This is a genomic window from Clostridium sp. AF15-41 (assembly GCF_003604095.1).
In the GTDB taxonomy this organism is placed as follows: Bacteria; Bacillota; Clostridia; order Lachnospirales; family Lachnospiraceae; genus Coprococcus.
Genome location: NZ_QTMQ01000005.1, coordinates 189,456 through 215,531, shown reverse-complemented (window position 1 = coordinate 215,531; position 26,076 = coordinate 189,456). Strand labels below are relative to the sequence as shown.

Sequence of the window (26,076 nt, the reverse complement as noted above, 5' to 3'; positions counted from 1 at the left end):
TATATATTATAATGATAAAAGAAAGTTCTAACAAATTTTCCAGTTATACTTCTAATTGTCTTACCTTTAATTGTCTTTTTCATCTCACGACAAAGATTCTCAACTATTTGATTAATTAATGAATTTTTCATTATCAAATCATTCCAATTAGTGTCCGATTCATCTTTTATGCCATACTGCGTAAGAATCTTTCTAAATTCCTGAATAGTTTCCTGAGATTCCAAATAAAATATTTCAAAATCTTTCTTTGCAGTATATTCCTCTACAACTTCAGTTGAAGTCTTTTCTTTCTTCAATTCTTTGATATGCAAAGCATTTTCTATCTCTATTTGAATATTTTCTTCTGTCAATATATCGTTTTCTGTATATTCCAATGTTTTCAAATCATATAGATTATAGAAATCTCTCATCTTCTTTCTATAATCCAAATACTTTTCTTTCCCCATATCTGCATGCGTTGAACTAGGCGATATCTCAATCCCTAATCTCTCACCCGTATGATAATTTAATATCAAAAAATCCAATCGTCCCTGATGATATACCTCTTCATTTTTTCTTAGCCGTACTTCTCGTAACAAAAGAGGAGTTTTCATCATATTTTCTTCATTTAGTCCGGACAAATATTTAAGATAATTATCTATAACTTCAGGTTCATATTTCGAACCAGTAGAAAATTTGTTATAAAATTCCCGAAGATACTGTATAACATCTTGATTGTCTTTTTTTCTATATCTAACTCCTGAAAGCATAATTCGATTGTTTATTTTATCATAATTTATGCTTTCATTTGCAACAACATAACCTTCTTCTATCAAATGCCCTATTGACCAATATGTATATGTAAGTTTTGTTAAACTAATCAGCCTATCTGAAAAATATTCCGAACCATTATATTGAGTTTTCGTAAATATTCCGATTATTTTTTTATTATCCCCCAATATCATTTCCATATCACATTGTCTAATTTTTATCTTAGAAAATTTCTCATATCTTTTATTATATTTCTTATATAAATATTCTCTCAAACAGTCAACTACCTTTTTCTCTTCTATTTCGGGAAGTCTATCTGCATTTTCCAAAACCCGTGCAAAACATTTTTGAAAAAAAACTTCTGCATTTTCATATTGTTCATAATGAAAGCCTCTAGAATAAACATGGTCGCACCTATGAAAAAATGAACTTACTACTTTACAGTCTGGTTGCTTTTTTAATTCTTCTTTTGCATATTTCCGTAATATTTCAACAAATTCTTTATCATATGTCTGTCCCATACAAATTATCCTCACTACCATATTCATTTAATTTGAATTAGTTCCTTTTATACCAGAAATCTCATCTTCCTTAAATGATCCAGATTTCCTATATATTTATTTTGCACTATCTTCAGCTAAGCTTTTGTAATAATCCATTACATTTATAAACGGAATTACAATCTTTCCTTTATTAAATATACCTGCTGACAAAGTTTCAATCTTACCTCGTGCAATTCCTATCAATGCTGCAACTCCATTTAGGATTACAAGTTGTTTAAATGCATCTTCATTCAAACAATTTCTCGATAAAAAAGCCCCTTCCAATACAAGTTCTATGCTACATTTATTTTCTTCCTGTTCTATTTCTATTTGAAAATGAATGGCAACCTGTGCAATTACTGCATTTTCAATTTTTTCAAATGTTGGCTCATTTATATTTAGTCCAAAGCTCTTTCTTGCATCTTTCCCTATATCAACAATATTATTTTTTACAGAAAGATCTTTAATTACAGTTCCAACCATCTCTATTCCATCAACAATACAATTCAATTCCATTTTATGCGATAGCCCCCTTATCCTTTAAATACTCTTTCCATCCATCATTTAAATCATGAGGAATGAACCGCTTCTGATCCAATTGGATCAATGTATAATCGTTCACCGGATATCTGTCTTCCAATTCAACACGTAAATCCAGCTCCAGTTTTTCACAAATCTCATTCAAAGAACGAATCGTGAAATTATAATCTCTGCTCTCCCACTTTGACACCATTCCCTGAGTGACTCCCATAAAAGCAGCAAACTCCTTTTGTGTCATTTCTTTATCAAGTCGTTTTCTCTCAATCGTTGCAGAAATTCTGGCTAATTCAACAGTTGATTTTATTTCTGTTCTCGACAAACCATCCACTACCCAGCTGGTTGGTTTTGCCTTTGCTATCTTCTCTGCTATTCCCATGACTCATATTCCTCCATATTTCAATCATAATCACTTTCCAGCCATTTCAATCTTTTCTTCGCTGTCCTTATCGCCCTCTGATAATCCCCTGAATTCTTCTCTAAAAATGCAATTAATAAAATAATACAATCATCATAAATAGTATATATAATACGAATATTCTTCCTAGATCTTGGTCGATGAATACAATACAAATTCTCCTCACCGGATAATTTTTCAAATTGCGGCAAATCAATAGCTTTCTCTTTAGACAAATCTAATACAGCCAGATCCTGTAGTAACTTTTTCTGATATCCCTGCCACGGTTCCACCTCTTTCCATGGCTCATTCACTGCATCCTTAAATTCCTTTTTTATAACAGACAATGCATAAGTATCATTAACTCCATCTATATTTATCTTCTCCAGTTCCACATCCTGCACCCTTCCTTAATATAATATTACTTATAAGTAATATTATCAAGTAAAACTTTATCTCCAGTAACAAATTGCCTTGAATTCTAATAGTATATTGCCTTTTTCATTTTTCATACATATTTACGGATATATGATTCGTGATTACGAATATTCTAAATAGAATCCCCACCCATGTTCGAATGTTTGTTCTTTTATTGTAGAACAGAATGTACGCATTGTCAATTACTTATTTTTCATGTCCCATTTTTAAATATTTTCATGTTTTTTTTGCAAAAAATTATTTTTTTTTGATTTTAATAACATATTTACTGTGTAGTTGATGCATGTATAAAGTTACAAGGAGGAATAAAAACATGTATTGTTTACTTAACTATTTATTTTTCATATTGTCTTTATTAGACAATACAGACTGGCTCGCAAAATTTAAAAGATACAGAGTGTATGTAACACAGGATAAGCAGTGCTCCATGACTTCCTATTATTTAAATACTTCCCTACATTTCCTTTTCTTATAAGTTTATTCTATAATTAGGCAAATACTGTTTCCAAAACCATTCACTTATATTTATAGCTTCATAATAAGCAGCTTTCCATGAATTCTTATTTATTTTACGCACATCTAAAATTCTATACGATATTTCTTCTCTAGCAATTTCTTCGCCACAATTTTGAAATAATCGATATATCCCCCCTAAATCTGTAATAATGCTGTCCACTGCCCATGCTTTATATAAATCATTTAGTTTAAATACTTCAAAATGATTTTGCGCTCGATCATATTTTAATTTCGTCCAAATATCTGGCTTAAAAACAAAAAAATTGAATGCTAATGGATCTTCTTCAATTAATGTCGCCTTTAACCACACTTCATCATCAAAGTCATCATAATAAGGATGCATTGTTTCTTTTTCTCGAGAATCAAATAAACCATCTAACTTATCTCTATTGCAATCCGAACAACAAGGAATTAAATTATACGGTGTTATTGCTAATAACGGATATTTACTTTTGGGCAAATAATGATCTAATGTTTTAACTTGACGTAATCCACACTGCGGACATTTACCATTGGGTGCTGATAATATAATTTCATCATAATATTTTCTTGCTAATTGTCCTTTTTTCGCAAATTTATTATTATATAAATAAATTAAGTCCTCCTTACTTGCTCCTGATTCCGTTTTTTCTTTTGATGCCATTTTTAATAAACTACCACTTTCTGCTAGAATATCATATTGTTCACTAACTGTTATTATTTCATTTTTTGACTCACTTAATCTTTTCTGTTTTATACTTTCTCTCATATTGTCAATACAATCATCAACAATATCTTTTTGTTTTATTTGCGGTTTATTCAATTTAATCATTTTTATTGTTTATCCTTTTCGTACATATATGATTTAAGGATACTTCTAGCCTCTTTTCCCAATTCACTATTAAATTCTTTTTCTGCACTTCTATACGTACTCTTTTTTTCTGATACTTCTTTTAACATTTTGTGAAACCCGGAATTAGTAACTTCATAACCAAATATTTCACTTGTTAATTCACCTACATTTTCACCAAATGTTTCAATACATGGTCTTTCTGCCACTAATTCATTCCCAGATCTTCGCAAAATCCAAACACATCTTTTAGGAACTTCCTGAACAATCACTGGTGAATGTGTCGCTATAATACCTACACCATTTCGATAAATTAACAAATCCGATAGACTCCTTATAAACGCAGCAACAAGTGGAGGATGAAGATGCTCTTCCGGCTCATCTAAAAGCACAAGTGTCTTTTCTTCCACTAACTCTATAAGTTTTACAATTGTTAATAAAATAACTTTGTGTCCTGAACTTAATCTTTTAAATTGAGCAATTATATTTTTTTCAAATGTTATTTTTTCTTCACTCTCTCTAGATTCAATTTCTTTTTCACTCAAATCTGTTTCAATATAATGTTGCCCTTTATAATTTGACCATTCCCGCACATTTAGTTCTATAAAAGTAGAATCAGATTCTAACACCTCAATTGCTTTGTTCCATAAGCTTTTTTTCGTTCCTTTGATAATTTTATATAAACTTTTCGAAAAATCCTCTGCCAATACCTTTCCACTTTTTATATGTTCCTTTTCAACCAGCCCTACAAAAGTATATGGAATATCAAGCTCAAATTCTGATAAATCATCTGAACTAATAGACATATCAAATGCACTAAAAGAAACAAATACCACATTAGCAAATGAATCGCCTTCCATTTTACCCACTTGCTCAGGTGTTCCACATCTTTCTACCGCATAAAGCATTCTTTTCAAAATTGTTGTCTTACCTGTACCATTCTTGCCTATTAAAACATGAATATTAGATGGTGGTTTCACTTCACACTCGACCGAAAATAATAGCTTTCTATTTTCTCCTGCAAATTTAGATGGCACTATATATGTAAAATTATAATCTGTTAATCTTGCACCTCCATTAGCCATTCGATTAAACTGTCCTCTAACTGTAGTGCTTGTAATATCTCTTAACAAAGAAACCGTCGTAACATTATACTGTTTTACTTCTTCAAATAAATCTATATCATAAGCTATATCATTCATTTTAATCAATAATTCTTCTCTAATAGGCATCTTTTTTAGTGCTTCATAATAAGTTTCGTTTATCCCTAAAGAAAAAAATTTTTCTGAAAAACTTGCACATTCTTCTGGTAAATCAGGGACTCTCTCTGATTGATTTCTCTGTCCAATTTTCACAAATCCTATCTCATATTTCTCCAACTTGTTATCATAATATACTACTCTATATTCTGTTTCATACGTAAACCAATCATCCCAATATTCATGTATTAGGTAAACTGTATTTCTTTCAGTATTTTCTAAATCCATCGTTACTTTTATCTTATTTATTCTATTCATTTATTAATCTATCCTTACTCTGTTCAATACTACAACTGTACATATATCTTTATAGCCAACTAAAACCTTTTTTAATAACAAAATTCACATATATTTCTCTGTTAAATTTAATTTAAAAATCAATCTACCATTATTATTCTAAATATCCTCTCTAGACTTATATCAGTTGATTTCTTTCCTTATTCAATTCTTCACTTCATGGATTTTAAATAGATCTGCCCCAAAATAGACATAAAAGAACTCCCCCCTATTTGATTATTTATATTTTATATATTAGTCCCATTTATACGCAAAGTCAACATTCTTCGACATAAAAATCATGATTTCTTTCAATCATAATAAAATAAAAAAGCTGGAATGGGTAGTTCCTTGCCAAACCAAGAATCTACCCATTCCAGCTTAATTTCATTATCTTCTGATCAAGATTCCATAATCACATCTACTGTTTAGACACAAACTCAATCTTAAGAGTCATTCCCATGCCCTCGGCTAATCTTTTTAATAGATTAACGGAAGGATTCCTTGTACCCTTCTCAATTTTACTGATACCCGCCTGATTAATCCCGGTACATTCAACAAGTTTTTTCTAGCGTCGCATTCTGTGAAGTTCTCGCATCTACGATCGCTCTTATAACATCCAACTCTGACTGAATAGTTTCATATTCTATTCTAAATTCTTCATCCTGCAACTGTTTAGAAAGCATATCATCAAAAGTTCTCATTCTGCATCATCCTTTCACATAATCTTCTACAATATCCCTACCCCACCGGGAAGCCATTTTTGAATACATATTCATTGCCATACGAATCATGAATCGTTATAACAATCTTATTATTCAGATCAATCGTATTTTCTTCAATATATTCGATCCTGTCAAATATCTCAATTCTGCATTTCTGCGTATACCCGGGTTTAATAAATACCTTATCTCCCCTATACATTCCAAGCACTAATTTTTTATTATCCGCTATAGAAATATGGTCAATACCAGTCTCGATATTGCCCTGGTTATAGATCACCAAATCAACCATTAAACCATCAGGAGATTTATATGCCACAGGCATAACTTTCAGTTTAATTCTATATGGCAGCTTTGCAACCTTAAACGAAGTTGTAATTGCGATTATACTTATAACAATTGTTACTACAGAAAGAACAAAAGACAGAAATCCTTCATTCTGATTACACCATGTAATTATCTCATTCATCTCTTTTCTCCCTCAAAAAATCTTTTTTACACAAAACTCTAAATCTCACCAAACTCGATTATCCATTTTCATAATCCTATATCATGCTGTACCGTTCAATCCAGCACTCCATCATCATTCGTAGATATCATCTAAGCCAGCCAAATGCAGCAGTTTCAATATTATCAATGCAAAGTTATATGACAGCCATTTTATATCCAGCTGATTGCCGGCAAAATACGCGCTTTTATTATACTCCGGATATCTAAAATATTCCAGATTTTCGCCTTCGATCATTCTACAATAAGAGTCGCAAAAAGAGGTTACATATTCCATATATTTTTCATTAATTGAATACTTTGACCATAACAAATCTGCCAACTCTTTCAAATTATGTGTTTTCAAATCTTTTTCTACCACATTTTTTTGTACCAACAAATATTTAAAGCCCAATTCAATAGCTTGTCTCCCTATATAAACGGTAACCACGGACTTAGGTAATACATGGGTAAGCTGGTCAAATGCATTTATATATTCCAACCAATAAAACTTCCATAATTCAATTCTATCTGCCTTCTTATACCCCTGCTCTGTTCCATTAAAGGCATCCAAACTGCCAAGAACATCATCAATATGTCCCCTAGAAGAAAGACTGTTCTTTCTTGAATTTTTTGCAATATTCCTGCCATCAATATTATTAAAAAGCGGTGATTCCCCATAATTAATATGTGCAACTGAATATGCACCATCTAATTGCAAAATATCCTTGTAACTCAATTCATCTCCAATTGCTTGAAAAATCTTCATATAATCAACTCCTGAATCTTCTTTCCCTTTCATACAAGAACAATCAACCCGGATCAGCAGGCTTCTGAAAGATCAAATCGTCCTGTTATCAACCTTTCCGTTAACACTTGAAATCAACTACTGTTTATGATATCATCAAACTATAAGAGGTGCTACCGATAGACGGCTAGCCTCTTAGTTATTTAGCAATAAACGATCGCCAAGTCCTACGAAAACTAACGGCGGTCGTTTTTGTTTGTGTCATCATGTTCTTCAGCTTCTTTCCTGTATAGAAATCTTTCGATCTTCTCAACAAGTTTTCCAACTGCAATTCCGGCTATAAAGATGGTAAGAATAAATCCTGCCAAACTTATGTACTCCATCATCATAATCGTACCACCCTCCTTTCCTGTCCGGAGGGCTTTTGTAACAGTCCCTCCTTTTCGCAAAAGGGCCAGCCGCCTACCATCTCAATAGGTTACAACAGACTTTCATCCACCTTAACCTAAGGATAGCACCCATAAACATTGTGGAACAAATGTTCTTACTATGCAAGTATTTTCTAAAACGAGAAAGATCCGGGGTTAAATGTATTTTTTAATTCTACCTGGCAAGAGTTAATTCTACATCTGTAGAATTAACTCTTGCATAGATTTTACTCTTCATCTACATGTGAAATACCATCGCTGGAATAATCGCATCTATCTAATGACGAGAACCTTTGTGGTATCACTGCCAATTTCAATGGTAATGCTATGTGGATTTCCTCTCCTTTTGGACATAAAAATGCCCCGATTTGCATTGAAACATTCAGGAAAAATTTAAAACATGAAATGCTAAACTTGAAATTTCCATGATGATTTCGCTCGAACATTTTCACAAAAAGTCATTTTTCTGAATTTTCTTTTATATCGTATTTTCATAACAAGTTGTTTTTCTGAAATTTTTATGTTAAAATCAACCTAGAAATTTCAATTTTCGTTTTTCGGAAGAAAGGAGACAATCATGACAAACCGAGCAGGAACACTCGTGAGCAATCTATCAGGCGAAATGGCTTATGAATCTTTTCGACCAGCTCCGCTTCCACCGAATCCTCCTATTGAGGTGTCTGGTGAGCTTCTCACGAAACTTATTGATGCAAACAAGAAAATAGCAACTCTTGAAGGGCTGTCCTCTCGTATACCAAACATGGGGCTTTTCGTTTCCATGTACGTCCGTAAAGAAGCTCTTCTTTCCTCACAGATTGAAGGTACGCAATGTACCCTTGAGGATATCTTAAATCCACTTATTGATAACAACACAAATCGAGATGTTTCTGATGTTATCAACTATATTCGTGCGACCGAATTTGCTCTTGAACGACTAAAAACGCTACCTCTGTGCAATCGTCTAATCAAAGAGACTCACGCTGTTCTATTGGAAAGCGTGCGTGGACAAGAAAAGAATCCGGGTGAGTTCCGCTATTCGCAAAACTGGATTGGCGGACAGGGCAGCACACTTAGAAACGCTCGCTATATTCCACCAAACCCGGACGACATGTTAACTGCCATGTCTGATCTCGAAAAGTATATCAATAGTGATGATACTCTTGACCCTTTGATTCAAGCTGCTCTAATTCACTATCAGTTTGAGACCACGCACCCCTTCCTTGATGGTAATGGACGTGTCGGACGGCTCCTTATCACACTCTTTCTAATGGAAAAGGGAATTCTGTCTACTCCGGCACTTTATATTTCTTATTACCTCAAGATGAATCGTATCGAATACTATGACCGCATGACACAAGTACGACGTACCGGCGATTATGAGCAATGGATTTCTTTTTTCCTTCAAGCTTTCGCAGATTCTGCGGAGGATGCAATCCATACAATCGACCAGCTTACTGCATTACACGATAAAAACATAAAATTATTTGATGCTCTAACAAAAAGGCAGCGTACCAGCGTTCTTAAAGTATTTTCCTATTTGGAATCAAATCCTATCATTGATATTCAGAAAACTGCTACGGCCCTTGAAATGTCGTACAATACTGTGTCAAAGGTTGTTTCTATTTTAATTGGTGATGGAATTTTGGAGCAAACAGATAAATCTGGAAAGACGAAGATATATTCCTATATCGAATATCTCGACATTCTTCGTAAAGATACCTAATAACTTAACTATCGACGATACTTTTAATAGTAATCAGCTTTCGATAAACTTGTGAGGTCTGAGACCGGTAAGATGACTCTTGAAATCAACTTCTGTTTATGATATCGTCAGCTTATAAAAAGGTGCTACTGATAGACGGCTAGCCCTATAGATTAATTAAAAGCCAAAAACGACCCCGTTCTAATCTTGCCAGGACTAACGGCGGTCGTTTTTGTTTGTGTTATTATGTTCTTCAGCGTCTTTCCTGCGTAAAAATCTTTCGATCTTCTCAACAAGCTTTCCAACTGCTATCCCACATATCAGTCAATGGTAAACTTACTCCTTATCCTTTCCTTTCTCACTCTCAAGCACCGCACGTATTACCTCTGCTTTATCATCATAAAAGCCATATGGCTTAAATCTGCAGTAATTGTAATACCTTATATCTATCCAATTATATATATATTTCTGGAAATCCTTAGTTATAGCATCAAATGATTTCCAGAAATCACATTTGTTATAATCCTTTTCCAGAGTTAATTTTGCACCATAGACCTCAAATGTATAATCTCCAAGTATGTTCTTCATACTCTCATTATATACATTATTTATATTGAGAATATATTGCTGTTCATCTATCTGTTTAAGCGTTTTATCAATATTATCGAGGGTATAAAGTATTTGATCATTAAAAAAAATCATCAATTCATCTCGCCTGTTTTCATCACATTCAAAAAAATTGTTTTTCGTAATCTCATACCATTCTAACCATGTATGCTTTTCCTGATAATAGTCTATGTCTTTAAAAGCCACACTACATAACCGAGACCAAACTCGCACAAAATCCAGTATACGGAATTGTAATTCGCGGAATACTGCATCATATATACTATTAGCTTTTTCATTCTTTTCTTTTACATTTCCTATTTCAATCAACAATGCGACAATAGTAGATGCCACACAGCCAAATGCAAGATTCTTAACTACATCCGAAATAACATCATGAGTACAATTATTCCAAATAACTGCAACAATCATTATCAACACGGATATGCCACCGATCAAACTGTATAACATCCAATTAACTTTATATGGATTATTGATATGCCTTTTCATTTGTTTATTATTCTCTTTCTCCTTATAAAAATCCACTCATTTATTCCTTATCAATATAGTCAAATAAATTATGCTTTACTAGATATCTTCCTTTTCATATTTATTAACTATCTTTTCTATTGCATCTTTCAAATCCTGTACAATAGCCTGACAGGAATATATTATTTCTTCCCGCAACTCATATTTTTTCTTTACTTCTGAATTTTTATTATATAAAGAGAAAAAGTCATAATTATATGCTATATACTCCTCAGGCGACATATTCATTTCTATCTTAGGACTTGGCTTTTTATATTTCTGACCATTAATCACTATATTCAATGAGTACTGGTAAATGCGCTTTAATTCACCATAAACTGGTTCATACAGATTATTCTCATAATCAACACATACTGCTTCTGAATACATACCCTCATTAAACAACAAACTCTCTATCTCTTTATCAAAATTGCTTCTTCGTATCTCCTGCACTGGTTCAGCAATAATTTTCTCTTCCCATTCATCTCCCCACTCATTACTATGTGTTACCACACCATCTACAATTCCACCATAAATCTGGGTATAACCTTCTTCAAAAATATCCACTATTATTGAATGTGCAATTCTCTTTATATTTATACTATTATAACTATAAACTGTTTCATATAGATGTTCACACTTCATTTGTATTTCTTCATCCAAAGCATATTTATAGGAATTACTTACAACCTCATTTAGAAAAGGGGTTTTTATGACCCTCGTAATTCCCCAATTCATGTTTGAATACTTGTTAAGTTCATCTAATAGCGGCTGATAAACCTCCGACTTTCGTTCAACAGCTTTACTTGATATTTTTTTCCCTTTAAACAGTCCTCCAAACCACCCTAATATTCCTCCAATAATAATCAATAGACTTCCAGAAATAACTTCTTCTAAAATAGATCGCCAATTCATCCATACTTCTCCTTTATCAATACACTTTACATACAAGCGCAGCATCTTCCATATGACTTGCCCCCCCCAGCCAATTGTCAATAATTTCTCTATTATTATCTGTCTTGTATTTTCTCTTGAATAAGCATATATAATCTTCTTCATACAGCCTTATTATCTTCTTGTATCATAAAAAACTACTAATTTTCCATAAACTCAAACTCTTAAATAAACAATACAACCTCTAACAATTATTTATATTTTATTTCTCTATTTTTTCATCTCATGGATTTTAATTAGATCTGCCTCCAAAAAGGCATAAAAGAAATCCCCCCTCTATTCGATTATTTATATTTTGATTCTACCCCTATTTATACGCAAAGTCAACATTCCTAGGCACAAAACCATGTCACCTTTCAATCAAATAAAAAAACCAGCCCAGCCTCCCCTTTTCCATCCAAGGTTCCGCCATTCCAGCTCTATCCCATTTATCTTCTATTAACCACCAATCTACATATCCCCCTGCATATGCTCACAATCACAATAGCACTCACATATCCCAATGCATCCAATACCAAATCAAAGGAATCAAAATGTCGTCCGGCAATGAATAGCCGAACTGACTGATCGCACAATGATATACACATGCAAGTTAATAATGCCAAAACCAGCATCAGCCAGATTTTCTTCGTTGCACATGCATAAAAAATACTAACACAGATGCCAATGATCAGGAATTCAAATACATGTGCCCACTGACGTACTGACCAATCCACAAATGCACCTACCCAATTAAGAAAAACTTCCACGACAGACAAATGTCCCACCCTTTCCGAAAGGGCAACCGTATCATCCGGGGTCTGGAATGTCAGGTAGAACAATATACATAAAGTAATCAGAACAAATGCAAGTGAAATGACCAATGGTTTTCTATCTTTATTACCAGGCAATTTCTGCTGCATAATCATCCCTCACTCTATCTTTCTTCCGTAAATCTTTCATATGTTATAAATATTATATAAGATCATCTACATTCTATAATGCAAAAATTCACATGTCTTTACTCGTATCTAACATCTCATTTTTAATCAAACGCCACATCAACATAACAAATCATAAATGAATATAATCCTTTTTTTCTTATATAATTTATATTTTCCAATAAATAATATGTATATATTTTTCAAAAATTATTGGCAACATTGCTAGCTCAGTCTATATATTATCGTATTCGATAATATATAGACTATGTAATAGTATTAACTTTGTAAGATATTTCTTCATTTTGATTTGAAAAAAATAAACATCAAAATCATTAAGCTAACTAAACATATTCTACTAACAGTGGTTTTCTTCATAATCAATCATAATCATCTAATGTCAACAATGCACATCCCCCCGTCGCATACATTGTGTCCCCATTAACCATCTTTCCCATATCACTTACCATTACCACTGCCAAGTTAGCAATTTCAGATGGTGTCGCATATCTTTCCGATGGAGAAGACATTCTATTAATATTTACAATACCATCTGATTGTAACATCCTTGTTGCTGTTGGTCCTGGTGCAATCGAATTAACAACTATTCCATATTGGCTTAATTTTTTTGCCATTCCTAGAGTTAATCCATGTATTGCCCACTTAGCCATACTGTATGCAGAAACAGCAGGTCTTAGTGCCGATGAGGAAGATATATTCAAAATATTTCCCTTAATCCCATTTTCTATCATATATTTAGATACCATTTCAGATAAGAAATATGTTCCCTTTAAATTAGTATTCATAACCGAATCATAATCAGCTTCATCCGTATTTCCAAAATGAGTTTTGCTGATTACGCCAGCATTATTAACTAGAATATCTATTCTGTCATTTCCGATAAGCTTTAAAATATCATTCCAACTCTGTTCCATCTTTGAAATGTTACTATTATCCAGTACTTCACCCATAATAATTATTTTGTTTTCCTTTATTTCTTTTTTTAATTGTGAAACAGCACTATTTATTCGTTCTTCATTTCTTCCTGTAATAATTACAGAAGCTCCATTATGTATAAACGCCTTTGCGATTTCAAAACCAATGCCAGTTGTTCCACCTGTAATAAGAGCAACTCTTCCATCTAATAAATTTCCATATACCGTAGGAATCTCTACCGGAATTTTTTTAAATGTAATCGTCTTAATTTTTCGTTTTAAACTGCTCAATATCCCTGCCATATCAAATCCTCCAAGTGAACAAATATTATTTCTTTTTTAATATAGCCTTAATTTTATTCGCTTTTTCTTGACCAATAGTTGACTTAAGAAAATCTTTGCTCTTTCTTAAAACTTCAGATTGTGCATCTTTAGGTCTACTTAAATCAAAAAAGTCATAAATCACCTGTGAATCATGTTTCATCTCAGTGAACACCTCTAAAAATACAGGTTTTTCATTATCTTCATTCATGAATATCTTTAAAGATTCTTCAAGGCTATCTTTATCTGTTGCTCTTAAATAAATAAAATCATTTGATTTAACCCATAATTCGGCTTTCGTTTTATGACGTGCTGTTGTATGAAGATCACTTGCTTCATTTCTCCAAATTTTGTTAAAATAAAATTCAGAACCACCTTCATTATTAATCAATAAAATATGGACGTTATTCTTGATATGTTTTAATCGTAGAGCATTCATATCATAAAAGAAAGCCAAATCACCAATCACCAAATAGCTTGGTCTGTCTGTGGCAGCCGCCTGTCCTAAAAAAGATGATAAACAACCATCTATTCCATGAGTACCTATATTAGCATATACCTTAATTCCTGAATTCAGTTTAAAAAAATTAGTAATTCGGATACTATCATTAATACTTAAATGTAACACCGAATTTGAAGGTATTTTTTCCACAACTTCTTTGATTGCATAAACATGCGACCATGGAAATTCTGGAATTTTTATATTGTCCGCATATCCTTTGAATTCCGAAAAATATATACGATCATTTATCTTGCTCTCAGCCATTTCGTTACATTTACCAAAGAAATATTCTGGCTTACATTCAAAAATATCCGTCAAACTTTTATATGCATCTATTACTCTTCCATCTTCTTGAACAAGCCAGTGTTCAAATTTACCTTCAAATAATTGTAATTCCTCTTTTATACTAGAGAATATTTGACCTCCAAATGAAATAACTATGTCCGGTAAAAGTTCCTTGACCTTCTTAGGAATAATATATCTTCCATCCATACAAACAGTTGTATTAATCCCCTCTTCTATATCCAAATTAGACATATAATCTAAGGAAATTGCACAATTATATCTTTCAAAGAATTTTTTTAATTCATCATTTAATTTGCTTGAAACATAACTATTCTGACCGCATGTCACTAAAATTCTTTTAGCTGATTTCAATTTTTCAATTTTTTCTTCCCACACATCTTTAGAATCTTCTATACCAATTCTATTTATTTTCTGTGCCTTCGGCAACTCTTTTAATGGGAAAGAATTATTATAAGTTTTTGAAGGTATATTAATATGTACTGGTCCTGTTCCATGGTGGTTTAGTTCCAATAAAGCTTCATTAATCAGTCGCTGGCAATAAATTTCATCATCTCTACTATTAATTATTGGAAGATTTACGGATTTTCTTACATGTCGATCATACATTCCCACCTGGTCAATCATCTGATCTTCCCATTGTCCTAACATTGCTGGATCTCTATCACTTGTTAAAACTACGATAGGCACTCCCTGATAGAAAGCCTCTGCCACAGGTGGCCAGTAATTACAAGTTGCCGTAGAAGATGTACAGGAAATAACAACGGGTTCATTTAATTCTTGAGCTAAGCCTAATGCAAAATACCCCGCACTTCTCTCGTCTACAACAGAATAACAATGAAACTCCGGATCTTCTTCTATCGAATGGACAAATGGTACATTCCTGCTTCCTGCAGATAAAACACAATGAGTTATTCCATATTGTTTTAATAATGAAATAATCAATTGATATGATTTTAAATCAGTATACATATGTATTGCTCTCCTTCTTTTTTATCTAGTTTGCTTATATGAAGCTATAACAGTTGTTATAAAATCATCAACTTTTTTCCGTTCAGAATTCATAATCTTATTCACATACTCAAAGTCAACTTTTCTATTGACCACATCAAAATCTTGATAATCTTTTACATGCCGTTGCATTGAATTGGTAAGCTGTAAAAAACTTTCTATTCTTCCACCAAATTCATTTGGATAAATACAAATTGGTTCTGTATTCATATTCATAGAAAACGCTGTTGCATGAAACGAATCAGTTAATACATACCTTGCATTATCAATAAGTTTTATAAAATCTATAATTTCTGGAATTATAATACTTTTCCCTGGTCGATAAAATTGATCATATCTATTACAAAGACGTACCAATTTTAATCCTGTTTTTTTCGATAGTTTTCTGGCATAATCATCAAATTCTTTGCTTCTATTTAAATTATAAATCAGAATATAATTTTCCGTTTTCTTTTTATTGTTTGCAAACGATCTCCATTCATCTCCAGTAAGCGTTAATGTAGGATCTAGTACATGCTCGGCATGTGAATATTTATACTGCTCTTCAATAATCTTCTTTCCGGATTTCTCTCTTACTGAAATAAAATTATACTCATCTATATATTTTTGTGTGGCTTCAATTTCTTCTTGTGACAATTTCTCTTGTCCAAAACTAGCAGCTAAAGCAAATTTAAATCTATCAGCAGGAACAAAACTTAAATACAATGGTAAAATAATTCCCAAATTCCATTTAGAGTTCCATACCTGATCACTGCCTGTACAAAAAATATCTGCCTCCAACGGATATTCTTCAAAATCTTGATCTGTCGTATAGCTTTTTTCTGTTAAATTTAAATATTCATTACAAAAGCCTTCAAAAACTTTTTTCCATCGTTTAATATTCGGATACAATATGATTTTCTTTAGGAAATTACCATTACTTCTTGTTTCCAATAAATTCTCGTATTTTACATTTTCTCTAATGTAGTTAATAATCCGAACTTCACATCCATGTTTTTCAAGGAGCTTTTGCGTAGCCAATGCTTGTAGCACTGATCCGTAATTTTGAACTGCATGTAATGTGATTACATCTACTTTTATTTTCATATCTTCACCGTCCAGTTCGTTCTTATTCCCCAAATTCATTTCTACATCTATCTAATGCCGCCTCTATAGTTTTATCCATATCATAATATTTATATTCACCAAGTCTTCCACCAAAAATAACATTTTTTTCTTGAAGTGCTAATTCCTTATATTTTTTATATAAGTTACTATTCTTCTCATCATTTACTGGATAATATGGTTCATCACCGACTTTCCATTCAGAAGAGTATTCACGACTTATCACTGTCTTTGGTATGTCATTTCCCTCTTCATCTTTTCCAAATTCAAACCACTTATGTTCAATAATACGTGTCCAAGGTGTTTCTTTATCAGTATAATTTACTGCTGCATTTCCCTGAAAATTAGGAATGTCTAAAATTTCATTTTCAAATCTTACTGAACGATATTCAAGATTTCCAAACTGGTAATCAAAATATTCATCTATTGCACCTGTATACACAATTTTCTTTGCCAAACTATTATATTTTAATCGGTCACTCAGATAATTTGTGTCCAGGCGTACTTCAATACCATTCAGCATATTTTTTACCATTTTGGTATATCCACCTATCGGAATTCCCTGATATAAAGCATTGAAATAATTATTATCAAAAGTCAATCGAACCGGTAAACGTTTAATAATAAATGCTGGTAAATCTTTACAATCACGTCCCCATTGCTTCTCGGTATATCCTTTTACCAGCTTTTCATAAATATCTCTACCTACAAGGGAAATTGCCTGTTCTTCTAAATTTTGAGGTTCGCCAGTAATCTCTTTTCTTTGTTCCGCAATTTTATTTGCAGCCTCCTCTGGAGTTACAACTCCCCACATCTTATTAAACGTATACATATTAAATGGCATCGAATATAATTCACCTTTATAATTTGCAACAGGACTATTTGTAAAACGATTAAACTCAGCAAATTTTCTAACATAATTCCAAACGTTCTCATTGTTTGTATGAAAAATATGTGCCCCATACTTATGAACATTGATTCCTTCTATTTTCTCTGTATAAACATTTCCTGCAATATCGGGGCGCTTTTCAAGAACAAGGACACTTTTATTGTTTTTTTTCGCTTCATGTGCAAAAATCGCACCATACAATCCAGATCCAACTACTAAATAATCATACATAATCTAATCTCTCCTATAAATCTATTTGTCATTTAAAAAAGTAACATAATCAAATTGATCCAGCCAACGTTTCCCTGTAAACCTGGATTTATATTGACATAAATCTCTAATTTGTTCTCCATCACTTGACTCCGGAACATATACTGCACATTTTATTTCCGGGCGCTCTTTATAAGTTAAAAATGCCTTATGTTTATATGGTATATTATCAAATGCTACAATATCTTTCTCTTCACATCCATCTCTATCAACCATAATAAAATATAAGTTGTTATAATTAATTCTTCCAATCCTTTCTTCCCACTTCATCTTTCCTTCTTCAAATGAATGGTAATGAACCATATGTAATACAATGTCATCACATAAAGCACAAGGATAATCAAATTCGCTACATGTCTCTACTAGTTCACATTGTAAATAATGTTTAAAATTTGAAACAAATTTTACAAAATCAGAAGCACTAAAAAATAGATTAATCGTTGGGGAATTGAATGCTAACCCTAAATCATGGTAAATAACCCCCCCAACACAATTCGCAGAGATTATAGTAATATCTTGATTTTTCAATAAGCTTCGATTTTTTTTATCTATTCTCCCTCTTAATATTTTTCTATACTTTTGCTTTATTTTTTTATTCATATTACTTCCTCTTTAATTTTTTTAATAGATTATTCTTTTCCTGTACTAAAATTTCATTAATCATTGAATGTTCAATAATATATATACTGACAATAACTATTACTGATATAAAAATCGAATGTATACTTTCCATTTTTATAATACATATACAATGTACTAAATTAATGATCATAAGCAAGAAAAGGCGCTTATAATCTATGAAAAAGTTCAAAATTTTTTTCGTGTCTATTATTCGGATCATTGTTGTAATCATCCATGCAATATAAGTTGCAATTACTGCTCCCTGTATTCCAATATAAGGTATAAGAATACAGTTCAAAGCGATATTAATTGTTGCTCCTATAACAGTTGTAATAGTAACGTTTTTACTATTTTTAGCCGCTGCATATATTCCTACATAAAATGCAAACATTCCTGAATATATTGCTCCACTAATTAGTAATGGTGTATATTCCCAAGCAATTTGAAAATCTGGACTAACATAAAAATGCATAAATATTCTGACTACAGATATTAAACATGTTGCAGCTGCAAACATGGCAACATAATATTTATGAAATACCTTGGAATAGAATTGTTTTTCTCGTTCTTCATCAAATTCCGTAACCGCAGATATAATCCATGCTTGCATAAATACTCCACTAAAAGTCGATATTAATGTAGGAATTTTAGATGCAACAGAATAAATTCCCACACTCGCCTCTCCTTTAAAATATTGTAGTATAAAACGATCTGATGCTGTTATGACCCACCATGCAATTCCATTAGCAATCATCGGTATAGAATACACTATTAAATCATGCAGTAAAACCTTATTTATTTTTCCTTTTAACAAATCTCGAATAGGAGTTCCGACAATATTCAAATAAATAATGGATATTATATTGGCCACTATATAAGATATAAAATATCCTACAATTCCCATTTTTAATATTGTTAGAAACAATACACTAAACGCACATAACACAAAAGTGTATATAATACTGTCTAAAGCGAAATACATATTCTTATTATGTATTTTCAAATTAATCGCAAATATATCTCGATAAATTCTTAAATTCAAAATTAATAAAAAGTATATTATCCAATGATTTAATCCACTATATAACTGGAATAACGGTGCCAAAATTATGGATAATATCGTTCCAACCAAGACAATTAACATTGAATTTTTTAATACATCTTCTTTTTTTAATTTTTTATCCAAGCCAAAACGCAATAATCCATCTGCTATCGAAACAGAAAAAACTGGCATCAAAACGTTTGAAGCCGTCAAAACAATTTCCGTTACTCCATATTGTTCCGTTGTTAAAGCATATGTATATAATGGAACTAAAAAAAACTGAATAAATTTAGATCCCAGGCTTCCAATAAAAAAAATAATTGTATTATTAATTAATCTTTTTGATTTATTATCCATCTATTATGTTATCTCCCATTAGTCTTACCAAGTTTCCTCGAAATGCTCTTTTTCACTTCTTCACCAAAAACATTATAAAATAATTTCTTTTTCGCATATTGTTTTATAACGTTCGGAGTAACATTCTGATATGGTTCAAATCCGGTAGGAACTATTAAATATCTATCAGATTCAAGTGGTAAATTAATATCCATTTTTCTTCTTTTGAAATGAACATATAGATATTCCCTTTTTACTACTTTTCCTTTTTCCAGAAAATATCCATATATTTTTCCATCTTCTCTCGCATATATTGACGGAGCCTTTGATGGACGATAATACTCCAGTTTTTCAGAAACACAACTTCTTCTAAAATCAAAAAATAGTCCGGATACATCGGCTACAGCATCATCTAATAAGTTTACAGGCCAATTATTTTTTCTATATATCCAGTTAATACTTCCTTTTGCAATTTCTTCAAAATTGTAAAAGTGATCGGAAGAAAAAATATCTTTATAATCAAAATTCTCACCTGTATCTGCCATAAAACGTCTATTAACTTCAGGAGTATTTCTAAAAATTGTCATATGTCCTCTAGCCATTAATTTATCAGACTTTGAAAAAGCCTCTTCATTTACAAAATCTGATACTTTACCACATATTTCATCCGGTACATCTAAATATCCCCATGCATCATAGTCCTTTATAAGTTCTTCAAACAGATAACCATAAAGTGGCTTATAATCTCCCAATTTATATATACCCGGTAAACAAATCTCAAAATCAAATTTCTTCTGAAAATCAGCCTTCAATTCTTCAAATGTAGTATAATTTACGACAAAATTATCCGGATAATCTAACTGTTGTTTATCATCCGTAAATATAAAAAATGTTGTATCCTTGTTTGTTCCACAAGAGTTCAACCATAACTGAATGTGTTTCGGGAATTTTCCAAAATATGGACACAAGAAAGCTGTTTTCATTTTACTTCTCCTTTTCAACTGCCTTTAAAATAACATTTTCTAACTGATTAACTTTTTTGTTGATTTTAAACTGCGTACTTGCATATACTTTTCCAACATTTCCCAAAGATTGAGATACTTTTTCATTTGTAGAAATAAACTCTATCCAATAAGAAATATCAGAAATTTCATCAGCAACGAATCCACCTGGCAAATACTTAACAATTCCTACATTTGTAGAAATCCATGGAACTCCAGCTGCCATTGCTTCAATTAACGAAATGGGATAAGCTTCCCATTTACTTGTCATAATATATGCATACGCTTTTTTTACATAGGTATAAATATGTTGACGAGGTACATTATATAAAAAATGCACTTTTTTATATTCATCATTATGCATTTTATATTTATTATAATATCCTATCAAACCATCATAATATGGATTTCTATCAGACCCAATCAATACCAGTTCAATGTCATTTGGTATTTCTGCTTCTAAGAAACTTTTCAATGTTTGCATTTGATTTTTTCTATCCATATAATTTGAAACATTTAAAAAGTATTTATTTGGTAATTCAATACTAGGATCTAGTATTTCATCAAAAAACGAATCTTCAGCTGCATTCTCTATTACAATACTTTCTATATCATATTTATTTTTAAAATATGTATAGGCATAATCAAATTGATGAAGTTGTATTACATTATCAAATTTTTTAAATGCTTTTCCCCATTTATTATAATATATTTTCCAACGAACATTAGCCCATACTTTTTTACATAAATTATTTATACTATCAAAATCATTTTTATGATACTTAAAATCCCAAATAGAATGTAAATATAATATTTTCCGGCACTGCACTTGATCAATAATTGGAAGCATCCAATCTACAAACGATGTTTGGGTTCCAACAGCAACCATACAATCATAATTGACCGCATTTTCAAGAATAAATTTTTGATACCCTTCTTTATCTCCCTTATGCATCGTATGATATGTGTTCGCATTCCACCGAATTACATGAACACCATTAATTACCTCGTCATCAACTTCTGTTAATTCTTTACATTGCCTTGTTATCAAATCTACCGAATGACCTTTTTTCACTAATCCTTCTGCCAAATATTTCGTAACAAATTGAACTCCATCTCTTTTTGGTATATATGTATTTACAGTAAATAACAATTTCATCCTTTTCTCACCCTAATTCTGACCTTTCTATTAATAAAAGCAACAACTGCATATAATACAGAAATATTTATTATATTACATACTATCATTGCAGAATTAAGCATTAATATCATTCCACAATATATTGCAGAATAAATATAAATAAATTTTAAATCTATATATTCCTTTTCATGGCTTTTATATGAAAACAAATGACTTAAATATACAAACACAGCCGGCCAAATAACTGACAACACAGTACCAAAATAATAAATTCCCTCGCATATATTAGGGCATATCTGACTAACGGATATATCACTTCCAAAATACACTATATTATAAAGTTTATTAGAATTAATATCATGGTTAGTAAGATTACTGATAAAAGAAACATTTGAAAAACAATCGTTAAACATTAATGCAATTCTATTCAAACCGTATGTATCATTAATAAGACTTTTTGCCTTTATTCCAATTGCAGTCTCTTTTATTCCAGTAAAATACATATTGAGTGTATCTCCCCACCATAACAAACTTGTTGCATTAGAAGTGTCTCCTCGCCCTTCACCAAAAAACTTAACAAATGATAAATAACTAATAAAAAGCAATCCAATAGTACCTATCCCATATAATATAGTTTTCCTTGCTTTTGGAGTGTTAAACAGAATAATAATTAAAAATGCACAGGACAGTAGAGGTGCAAATATTCCAATTCTACTTAAATTTGATACATATAAGCAATTAAGTAACGTCGGTATAAATGCCCCGATGATGTTTATTGCACTATCTTTCTTTAAGTTTCGTTTATAAAAGAAATCTACTATTATCAAAACTAAACTGTATCTAGCAAATGTAAATAAAGTTTTATAAATTCCTGAACCAGCAAAATCAACTCTTATAGTTGTAGCCAAATCTGTTTGATCAAATAAAAATCTGTAATCCATAAATGCACTTGGCATCGCAAATAAAACTGCAAACCCCAATACAATTATAACGCAATGTATTACACGTCCTCTTAATGGTTTTGAAATTTCAACATTGTTAAATTGCTTTCTTCTATATTTTTTAGTCAAATATACATTTTCAAAAAATAATACAATCATTTCATAAAATGTTATTAATACAGCTTTATTTATATTGTCTTCACCTGGATATTTTCCAAGCCATGAATGGTATCCTCCCAAACATGAAATCAAAGGTGAAATCGAATATTTAATGACCATTGTATAATTAAAAATTAATGGTCCAATGCTTCCTGTATCTGTAAAACTAAGGGGACGCACTATAAGAAGTAAAAATCCAAATACTCCTGGTATCAAAAAATACCACTCGTAGCCTGTACCTGCTTTTGTAAACATAGCCACATAAAAAGCAATCCCTATGGAAAGTAAGCCAAAAATAGTATTTAATTTATATTTTCCAAAAAAAACATTTATTTTTTTATCCATAATTATTTTCCTTAATATCGTTTTTGTTTAATATAATATAATATTTTCTGTGGAATCAAACCTATAATAATTGGCTTAAAAACATAAAACATTCCCTTTATATTTAAAATATGCAATGCCTTATATCCTTTAAATCGTACAACTGCTTCATCTATTCTATATTTCATCGGGCGGTATTTTTTCTTCGGATCATTTACAATTCTATATTCATATAATTTTTCCTGAATATTATATCCCTTATATCCTTTAGCATACATTCTCATAAATAAATCTAAATCTTCGCATCTTCTAGTTTCTTTTGAAATTCTATACCCTTGACAATTATCTAATGCTTCCTTTCGCATCATAATATTGGGATGCATAAATGGACTATTCCAATAAAAAGAAGTTTTTGTTGGCTTTTCTTCAACATTATATTCTCCCCATTTTCCAGAATCATCAAATACATCTGCCAAAGTTCCAACTATTGCATATTCTGGATGCTTGTCTAAAAAATCAACCTGTTTTTTAAGCCTATCTTTTAATGATATATCATCATCATCTTGTCTTGCAATATATGTTCCTTGAGCCTCTTTCAAGCACATATTTAAAGCGTAATTTAATCCCTTATTTTTATCATAGGATATAATTTTGATTCTTGAATCTACTTGTGCAATATTATTTAATGCTTCTAAAGTATTATCTGTCGAGCCATCGTTACAAATTATGCATTCCCAATCTGAATAAGTCTGATTAATTATTGAATTAATACTTTTTTTAAGCATTTTCTTATCCTTGCAATTATATACCCCCATTATCACTGATACTTTTACCATAACCTGTTCCTTTCTATCGAAGTGATTCTGTAAGATACTGAGTCTGTGAATCAATCTTCACAATTGTATTATCTTCAATCTTTCCTGAAATAACACACCCTGCACCTATTACACAATTATCTCCTATATCTGCATTTTTCAATATACAAACATTACTTCCAATCCAACAATGACGTCCTATTGAAACAGTACCATTACTAAATCCTTGTTCTTTTATACTTCTTTTTAAATCTGCAAACTTATGATTGTGATCGTAAATTTTAACATTTTCTCCGAAAATTGTACCCTCACCTATTTCTATAAACTTGTTTGCTCCAATAGTACAGTCATTATTAAAAAAGCAATTATCCCCTATTGAAACTTTACCTTCATTTGCTATCATTATCAAAAAATTACGTCTCCAAGTAGTATGTTTTCCCGTAGATAACTTACTTCCATAAATAATTTTGTAAAATATTTTTTTCAAAGTAGATATTATATGAAACCATATCTTTATTATAATCATAAATAAATCTTACCTTTCATTTTTACTGCATATCAATCACATTAACTATATCCATAAACATTCTTTGGTGTTCAGCAGCTACACGCTTAACATCAAATTTTTTGACATCAGTCAAACCTTGCATTACCAATTTTTTTCTGAAATTCTTATTCTCGTAAAGTTTCAATATTTCGTTTTTTACTTCTTCTGAATTATCCGGTTCAACAAGAATACCATTTTCACCACTTGTAATAATATCTGGTATTGCATCCACTTTAGATGCAACAATAGGTTTTCCTGCCAACATATATTCAGGTAAAACCAGCCCGAATCCTTCCCACCTAGAAAGAAGACAAGCTACATCGAATAATTTTACATACTCCATTGGATTCTCTACCCACCCTGTAATGTGGAAGCAGTTCTGCATATTATGTGCTGATATATACGCCTTAATTTCATTTTCCATATCTCCGCCACCCACAATTATAAAGTACGCATTTTTTATTTCTTCTTTAATCTTTTTTGCTGCTTCTACAAATATATCCGGAGCTTTTTGTTTACTAATTCGCCCCACCATTCCTATTACAAAAGCATCTTCTGGAATATTTAAGTTTTCTCTCCGTATAAAATATTCATTTGATTGCTTATATGCTTCAATATCTATTCCATTAAAAATAACTTGTAATTTTTTTTCACTACAAATTTTTTTATCCAATGCTGATTTTTTTTCCGCATTGGAAATACACACAATTTTATTACAAAACGGTGCCTCTACCTTTTCTATAAAAGTATATAAACTCTGCTTTTTTTTAGCTACTTGCATATTAAATGCCCAACCATGCGGATTATAAATACAGTAATTCTTCATACCAATATTAGCAATTCTAGCAATCGCTCCAGCCTTACTTGAATGGGCATATACAATGTCTGGAGTGTATTTTTTTATCAATTTTCTTAATTGTCTAATAGCTTCAATATCATGTTTTCCAATGGCTCGTTCCATTTTTATCGAAACGAAAGTATCCGCTATATCCTTATAATCATCTTTTTTGAAATTCTGTGATAAAACGACGATGTTCTCAAATTTTTCTTTATCAAGATATTTCAGTAATGTTCTTAAATAACGATCTACTCCACCTGCAGCTTGTGCTACATGCATTATTTTAATTTTATCCTTATTCCCTTTTTCTTCATACATAAGCAATCATCCTTGAATAT

At 31.3% G+C, this 26,076-nt stretch carries 27 protein-coding genes; 1 reads left to right on the top strand and 26 read right to left on the bottom strand.

Annotated features, from left to right (window positions below; translation table 11 throughout):
- The 11 genes from DWW43_RS05820 to DWW43_RS12020 all read right to left on the bottom strand — a co-directional run.
- The coding region (locus DWW43_RS05820; protein ID WP_133302402.1) for a hypothetical protein at positions 1–1,271 on the bottom strand (1,271 nt) is incomplete at its 3' end.
- Positions 1,272–1,367: 96 nt separating this feature from the next.
- Entirely contained in the window at positions 1,368–1,808 is a 441-nt protein-coding gene (locus tag DWW43_RS05815) for a hypothetical protein (protein ID WP_119963000.1), read from the bottom strand.
- A 1-nt stretch (position 1,809) separates the two neighbouring features.
- Positions 1,810–2,208: a helix-turn-helix transcriptional regulator gene (locus DWW43_RS05810; RefSeq protein ID WP_119962999.1), complete on the bottom strand. Its 399-nt coding sequence runs from the start codon at positions 2,206–2,208 to the stop codon at positions 1,810–1,812.
- Between the two features lie 20 nt (positions 2,209–2,228).
- Complete coding sequence (locus DWW43_RS05805; protein WP_119962998.1) at positions 2,229–2,621, bottom strand: hypothetical protein; 393 nt, start codon at positions 2,619–2,621, stop codon at positions 2,229–2,231.
- A gap of 512 nt (positions 2,622–3,133) precedes the next feature.
- Positions 3,134–3,991, bottom strand: coding sequence for a hypothetical protein (locus tag DWW43_RS05800; RefSeq protein ID WP_119962997.1), 858 nt, complete (start codon positions 3,989–3,991; stop codon positions 3,134–3,136).
- A 2-nt stretch (positions 3,992–3,993) separates the two neighbouring features.
- Positions 3,994–5,526: an AAA family ATPase gene (locus DWW43_RS05795; protein ID WP_119962996.1), complete on the bottom strand. Its 1,533-nt coding sequence runs from the start codon at positions 5,524–5,526 to the stop codon at positions 3,994–3,996.
- A 439-nt stretch (positions 5,527–5,965) separates the two neighbouring features.
- Positions 5,966–6,064: a hypothetical protein gene (locus DWW43_RS12435; protein WP_347475252.1), complete on the bottom strand. Its 99-nt coding sequence runs from the start codon at positions 6,062–6,064 to the stop codon at positions 5,966–5,968.
- Positions 6,065–6,098: 34 nt separating this feature from the next.
- A complete protein-coding gene (locus DWW43_RS12430) occupies positions 6,099–6,248 on the bottom strand; it encodes a hypothetical protein (protein ID WP_347475250.1) in 150 nt (49 codons plus the stop codon).
- Between the two features lie 37 nt (positions 6,249–6,285).
- Positions 6,286–6,735: a hypothetical protein gene (locus DWW43_RS05785; RefSeq protein ID WP_119962995.1), complete on the bottom strand. Its 450-nt coding sequence runs from the start codon at positions 6,733–6,735 to the stop codon at positions 6,286–6,288.
- Between the two features lie 114 nt (positions 6,736–6,849).
- Positions 6,850–7,521, bottom strand: a complete 672-nt coding sequence (locus tag DWW43_RS05780) for a hypothetical protein (RefSeq protein WP_119962994.1) — start codon at positions 7,519–7,521, stop codon at positions 6,850–6,852.
- Between the two features lie 215 nt (positions 7,522–7,736).
- Positions 7,737–7,949, bottom strand: coding sequence for a hypothetical protein (locus DWW43_RS12020; protein ID WP_133302401.1), 213 nt, complete (start codon positions 7,947–7,949; stop codon positions 7,737–7,739).
- Between the two features lie 556 nt (positions 7,950–8,505).
- Between DWW43_RS12020 and DWW43_RS05775 the strand changes: the two genes are divergently transcribed.
- Entirely contained in the window at positions 8,506–9,651 is a 1,146-nt protein-coding gene (locus DWW43_RS05775) for a Fic family protein (protein ID WP_119962993.1), read from the top strand.
- Positions 9,652–9,966: 315 nt separating this feature from the next.
- Here DWW43_RS05775 and DWW43_RS12300 read toward each other — a convergent pair whose 3' ends face one another.
- From DWW43_RS12300 to DWW43_RS05700, 15 genes are all read right to left on the bottom strand, one after another.
- Positions 9,967–10,782: a hypothetical protein gene (locus DWW43_RS12300; RefSeq protein WP_243104404.1), complete on the bottom strand. Its 816-nt coding sequence runs from the start codon at positions 10,780–10,782 to the stop codon at positions 9,967–9,969.
- A gap of 42 nt (positions 10,783–10,824) precedes the next feature.
- Complete coding sequence (locus tag DWW43_RS05765) at positions 10,825–11,823, bottom strand: hypothetical protein (protein WP_119962992.1); 999 nt, start codon at positions 11,821–11,823, stop codon at positions 10,825–10,827.
- 323 nt (positions 11,824–12,146) lie between these two features.
- A complete protein-coding gene (locus tag DWW43_RS05760) occupies positions 12,147–12,620 on the bottom strand; it encodes a VanZ family protein (protein ID WP_165853021.1) in 474 nt (157 codons plus the stop codon).
- A 398-nt stretch (positions 12,621–13,018) separates the two neighbouring features.
- Positions 13,019–13,876, bottom strand: coding sequence for an SDR family oxidoreductase (locus DWW43_RS05755; protein ID WP_119962990.1), 858 nt, complete (start codon positions 13,874–13,876; stop codon positions 13,019–13,021).
- 25 nt (positions 13,877–13,901) lie between these two features.
- The gene (gene menD, locus DWW43_RS05750) at positions 13,902–15,671 is read right to left on the bottom strand and encodes a 2-succinyl-5-enolpyruvyl-6-hydroxy-3-cyclohexene-1-carboxylic-acid synthase (RefSeq protein WP_119962989.1); all 1,770 of its coding nucleotides are present in this window, start codon (positions 15,669–15,671) and stop codon (positions 13,902–13,904) included.
- A 21-nt stretch (positions 15,672–15,692) separates the two neighbouring features.
- Positions 15,693–16,796, bottom strand: coding sequence for a polysaccharide pyruvyl transferase family protein (locus DWW43_RS05745; RefSeq protein ID WP_165853020.1), 1,104 nt, complete (start codon positions 16,794–16,796; stop codon positions 15,693–15,695).
- A 22-nt stretch (positions 16,797–16,818) separates the two neighbouring features.
- Entirely contained in the window at positions 16,819–17,934 is a 1,116-nt protein-coding gene (gene glf / locus DWW43_RS05740) for a UDP-galactopyranose mutase (protein ID WP_207665999.1), read from the bottom strand.
- A 21-nt stretch (positions 17,935–17,955) separates the two neighbouring features.
- Positions 17,956–18,573, bottom strand: coding sequence for a DUF1919 domain-containing protein (locus DWW43_RS05735; RefSeq protein WP_119962986.1), 618 nt, complete (start codon positions 18,571–18,573; stop codon positions 17,956–17,958).
- A gap of 1 nt (position 18,574) precedes the next feature.
- The gene (locus DWW43_RS05730) at positions 18,575–19,993 is read right to left on the bottom strand and encodes an oligosaccharide flippase family protein (protein ID WP_119962985.1); all 1,419 of its coding nucleotides are present in this window, start codon (positions 19,991–19,993) and stop codon (positions 18,575–18,577) included.
- 8 nt (positions 19,994–20,001) lie between these two features.
- Positions 20,002–20,955: a DUF6625 family protein gene (locus tag DWW43_RS05725; RefSeq protein ID WP_119962984.1), complete on the bottom strand. Its 954-nt coding sequence runs from the start codon at positions 20,953–20,955 to the stop codon at positions 20,002–20,004.
- A gap of 1 nt (position 20,956) precedes the next feature.
- Complete coding sequence (locus DWW43_RS05720; RefSeq protein WP_119962983.1) at positions 20,957–22,132, bottom strand: glycosyltransferase family 4 protein; 1,176 nt, start codon at positions 22,130–22,132, stop codon at positions 20,957–20,959.
- Entirely contained in the window at positions 22,129–23,559 is a 1,431-nt protein-coding gene (locus DWW43_RS05715; protein ID WP_119962982.1) for a hypothetical protein, read from the bottom strand. The genes DWW43_RS05720 and DWW43_RS05715 overlap by 4 nt, the downstream gene beginning before the upstream one ends.
- Positions 23,560–23,570: 11 nt before the next feature.
- Complete coding sequence (locus DWW43_RS05710) at positions 23,571–24,374, bottom strand: glycosyltransferase (RefSeq protein ID WP_119962981.1); 804 nt, start codon at positions 24,372–24,374, stop codon at positions 23,571–23,573.
- A 13-nt stretch (positions 24,375–24,387) separates the two neighbouring features.
- Positions 24,388–24,756, bottom strand: a complete 369-nt coding sequence (locus tag DWW43_RS05705; RefSeq protein ID WP_243104405.1) for an acyltransferase — start codon at positions 24,754–24,756, stop codon at positions 24,388–24,390.
- A gap of 145 nt (positions 24,757–24,901) precedes the next feature.
- Positions 24,902–26,056 (bottom strand): glycosyltransferase family 4 protein, encoded by a 1,155-nt coding sequence (locus tag DWW43_RS05700; RefSeq protein ID WP_119962979.1) that lies wholly within the window; start codon positions 26,054–26,056, stop codon positions 24,902–24,904.
- Positions 26,057–26,076 lie beyond the last annotated feature (20 nt).

What these genes read in the sequence shown, in the direction of transcription:
- DWW43_RS05815 (WP_119963000.1), bottom strand. Translation starts at nt 1,808, where the DNA reads ATGGAATTGAATTGTATTGTTGATGGAATAGAGATGGTTGGAACTGTA.
- DWW43_RS05810 (WP_119962999.1), bottom strand. Translation starts at nt 2,208, where the DNA reads ATGGGAATAGCAGAGAAGATAGCAAAGGCAAAACCAACCAGCTGGGTA.
- DWW43_RS05800 (WP_119962997.1), bottom strand. Translation starts at nt 3,991, where the DNA reads ATGATTAAATTGAATAAACCGCAAATAAAACAAAAAGATATTGTTGAT.
- DWW43_RS05795 (WP_119962996.1), bottom strand. Translation starts at nt 5,526, where the DNA reads ATGAATAGAATAAATAAGATAAAAGTAACGATGGATTTAGAAAATACT.
- DWW43_RS12430 (WP_347475250.1), bottom strand. Translation starts at nt 6,248, where the DNA reads ATGAGAACTTTTGATGATATGCTTTCTAAACAGTTGCAGGATGAAGAA.
- DWW43_RS05785 (WP_119962995.1), bottom strand. Translation starts at nt 6,735, where the DNA reads ATGAATGAGATAATTACATGGTGTAATCAGAATGAAGGATTTCTGTCT.
- DWW43_RS05780 (WP_119962994.1), bottom strand. Translation starts at nt 7,521, where the DNA reads ATGAAGATTTTTCAAGCAATTGGAGATGAATTGAGTTACAAGGATATT.
- DWW43_RS05775 (WP_119962993.1), top strand. Translation starts at nt 8,506, where the DNA reads ATGACAAACCGAGCAGGAACACTCGTGAGCAATCTATCAGGCGAAATG.
- DWW43_RS05765 (WP_119962992.1), bottom strand. Translation starts at nt 11,823, where the DNA reads ATGAAGAAGATTATATATGCTTATTCAAGAGAAAATACAAGACAGATA.
- DWW43_RS05760 (WP_165853021.1), bottom strand. Translation starts at nt 12,620, where the DNA reads ATGCAGCAGAAATTGCCTGGTAATAAAGATAGAAAACCATTGGTCATT.
- DWW43_RS05755 (WP_119962990.1), bottom strand. Translation starts at nt 13,876, where the DNA reads ATGGCAGGGATATTGAGCAGTTTAAAACGAAAAATTAAGACGATTACA.
- menD (WP_119962989.1), bottom strand. Translation starts at nt 15,671, where the DNA reads ATGTATACTGATTTAAAATCATATCAATTGATTATTTCATTATTAAAA.
- DWW43_RS05745 (WP_165853020.1), bottom strand. Translation starts at nt 16,796, where the DNA reads ATGAAAATAAAAGTAGATGTAATCACATTACATGCAGTTCAAAATTAC.
- glf (WP_207665999.1), bottom strand. Translation starts at nt 17,934, where the DNA reads ATGTATGATTATTTAGTAGTTGGATCTGGATTGTATGGTGCGATTTTT.
- DWW43_RS05735 (WP_119962986.1), bottom strand. Translation starts at nt 18,573, where the DNA reads ATGAATAAAAAAATAAAGCAAAAGTATAGAAAAATATTAAGAGGGAGA.
- DWW43_RS05730 (WP_119962985.1), bottom strand. Translation starts at nt 19,993, where the DNA reads ATGGATAATAAATCAAAAAGATTAATTAATAATACAATTATTTTTTTT.
- DWW43_RS05725 (WP_119962984.1), bottom strand. Translation starts at nt 20,955, where the DNA reads ATGAAAACAGCTTTCTTGTGTCCATATTTTGGAAAATTCCCGAAACAC.
- DWW43_RS05720 (WP_119962983.1), bottom strand. Translation starts at nt 22,132, where the DNA reads ATGAAATTGTTATTTACTGTAAATACATATATACCAAAAAGAGATGGA.
- DWW43_RS05715 (WP_119962982.1), bottom strand. Translation starts at nt 23,559, where the DNA reads ATGGATAAAAAAATAAATGTTTTTTTTGGAAAATATAAATTAAATACT.
- DWW43_RS05710 (WP_119962981.1), bottom strand. Translation starts at nt 24,374, where the DNA reads ATGGTAAAAGTATCAGTGATAATGGGGGTATATAATTGCAAGGATAAG.
- DWW43_RS05705 (WP_243104405.1), bottom strand. Translation starts at nt 24,756, where the DNA reads ATGATAGCAAATGAAGGTAAAGTTTCAATAGGGGATAATTGCTTTTTT.
- DWW43_RS05700 (WP_119962979.1), bottom strand. Translation starts at nt 26,056, where the DNA reads ATGTATGAAGAAAAAGGGAATAAGGATAAAATTAAAATAATGCATGTA.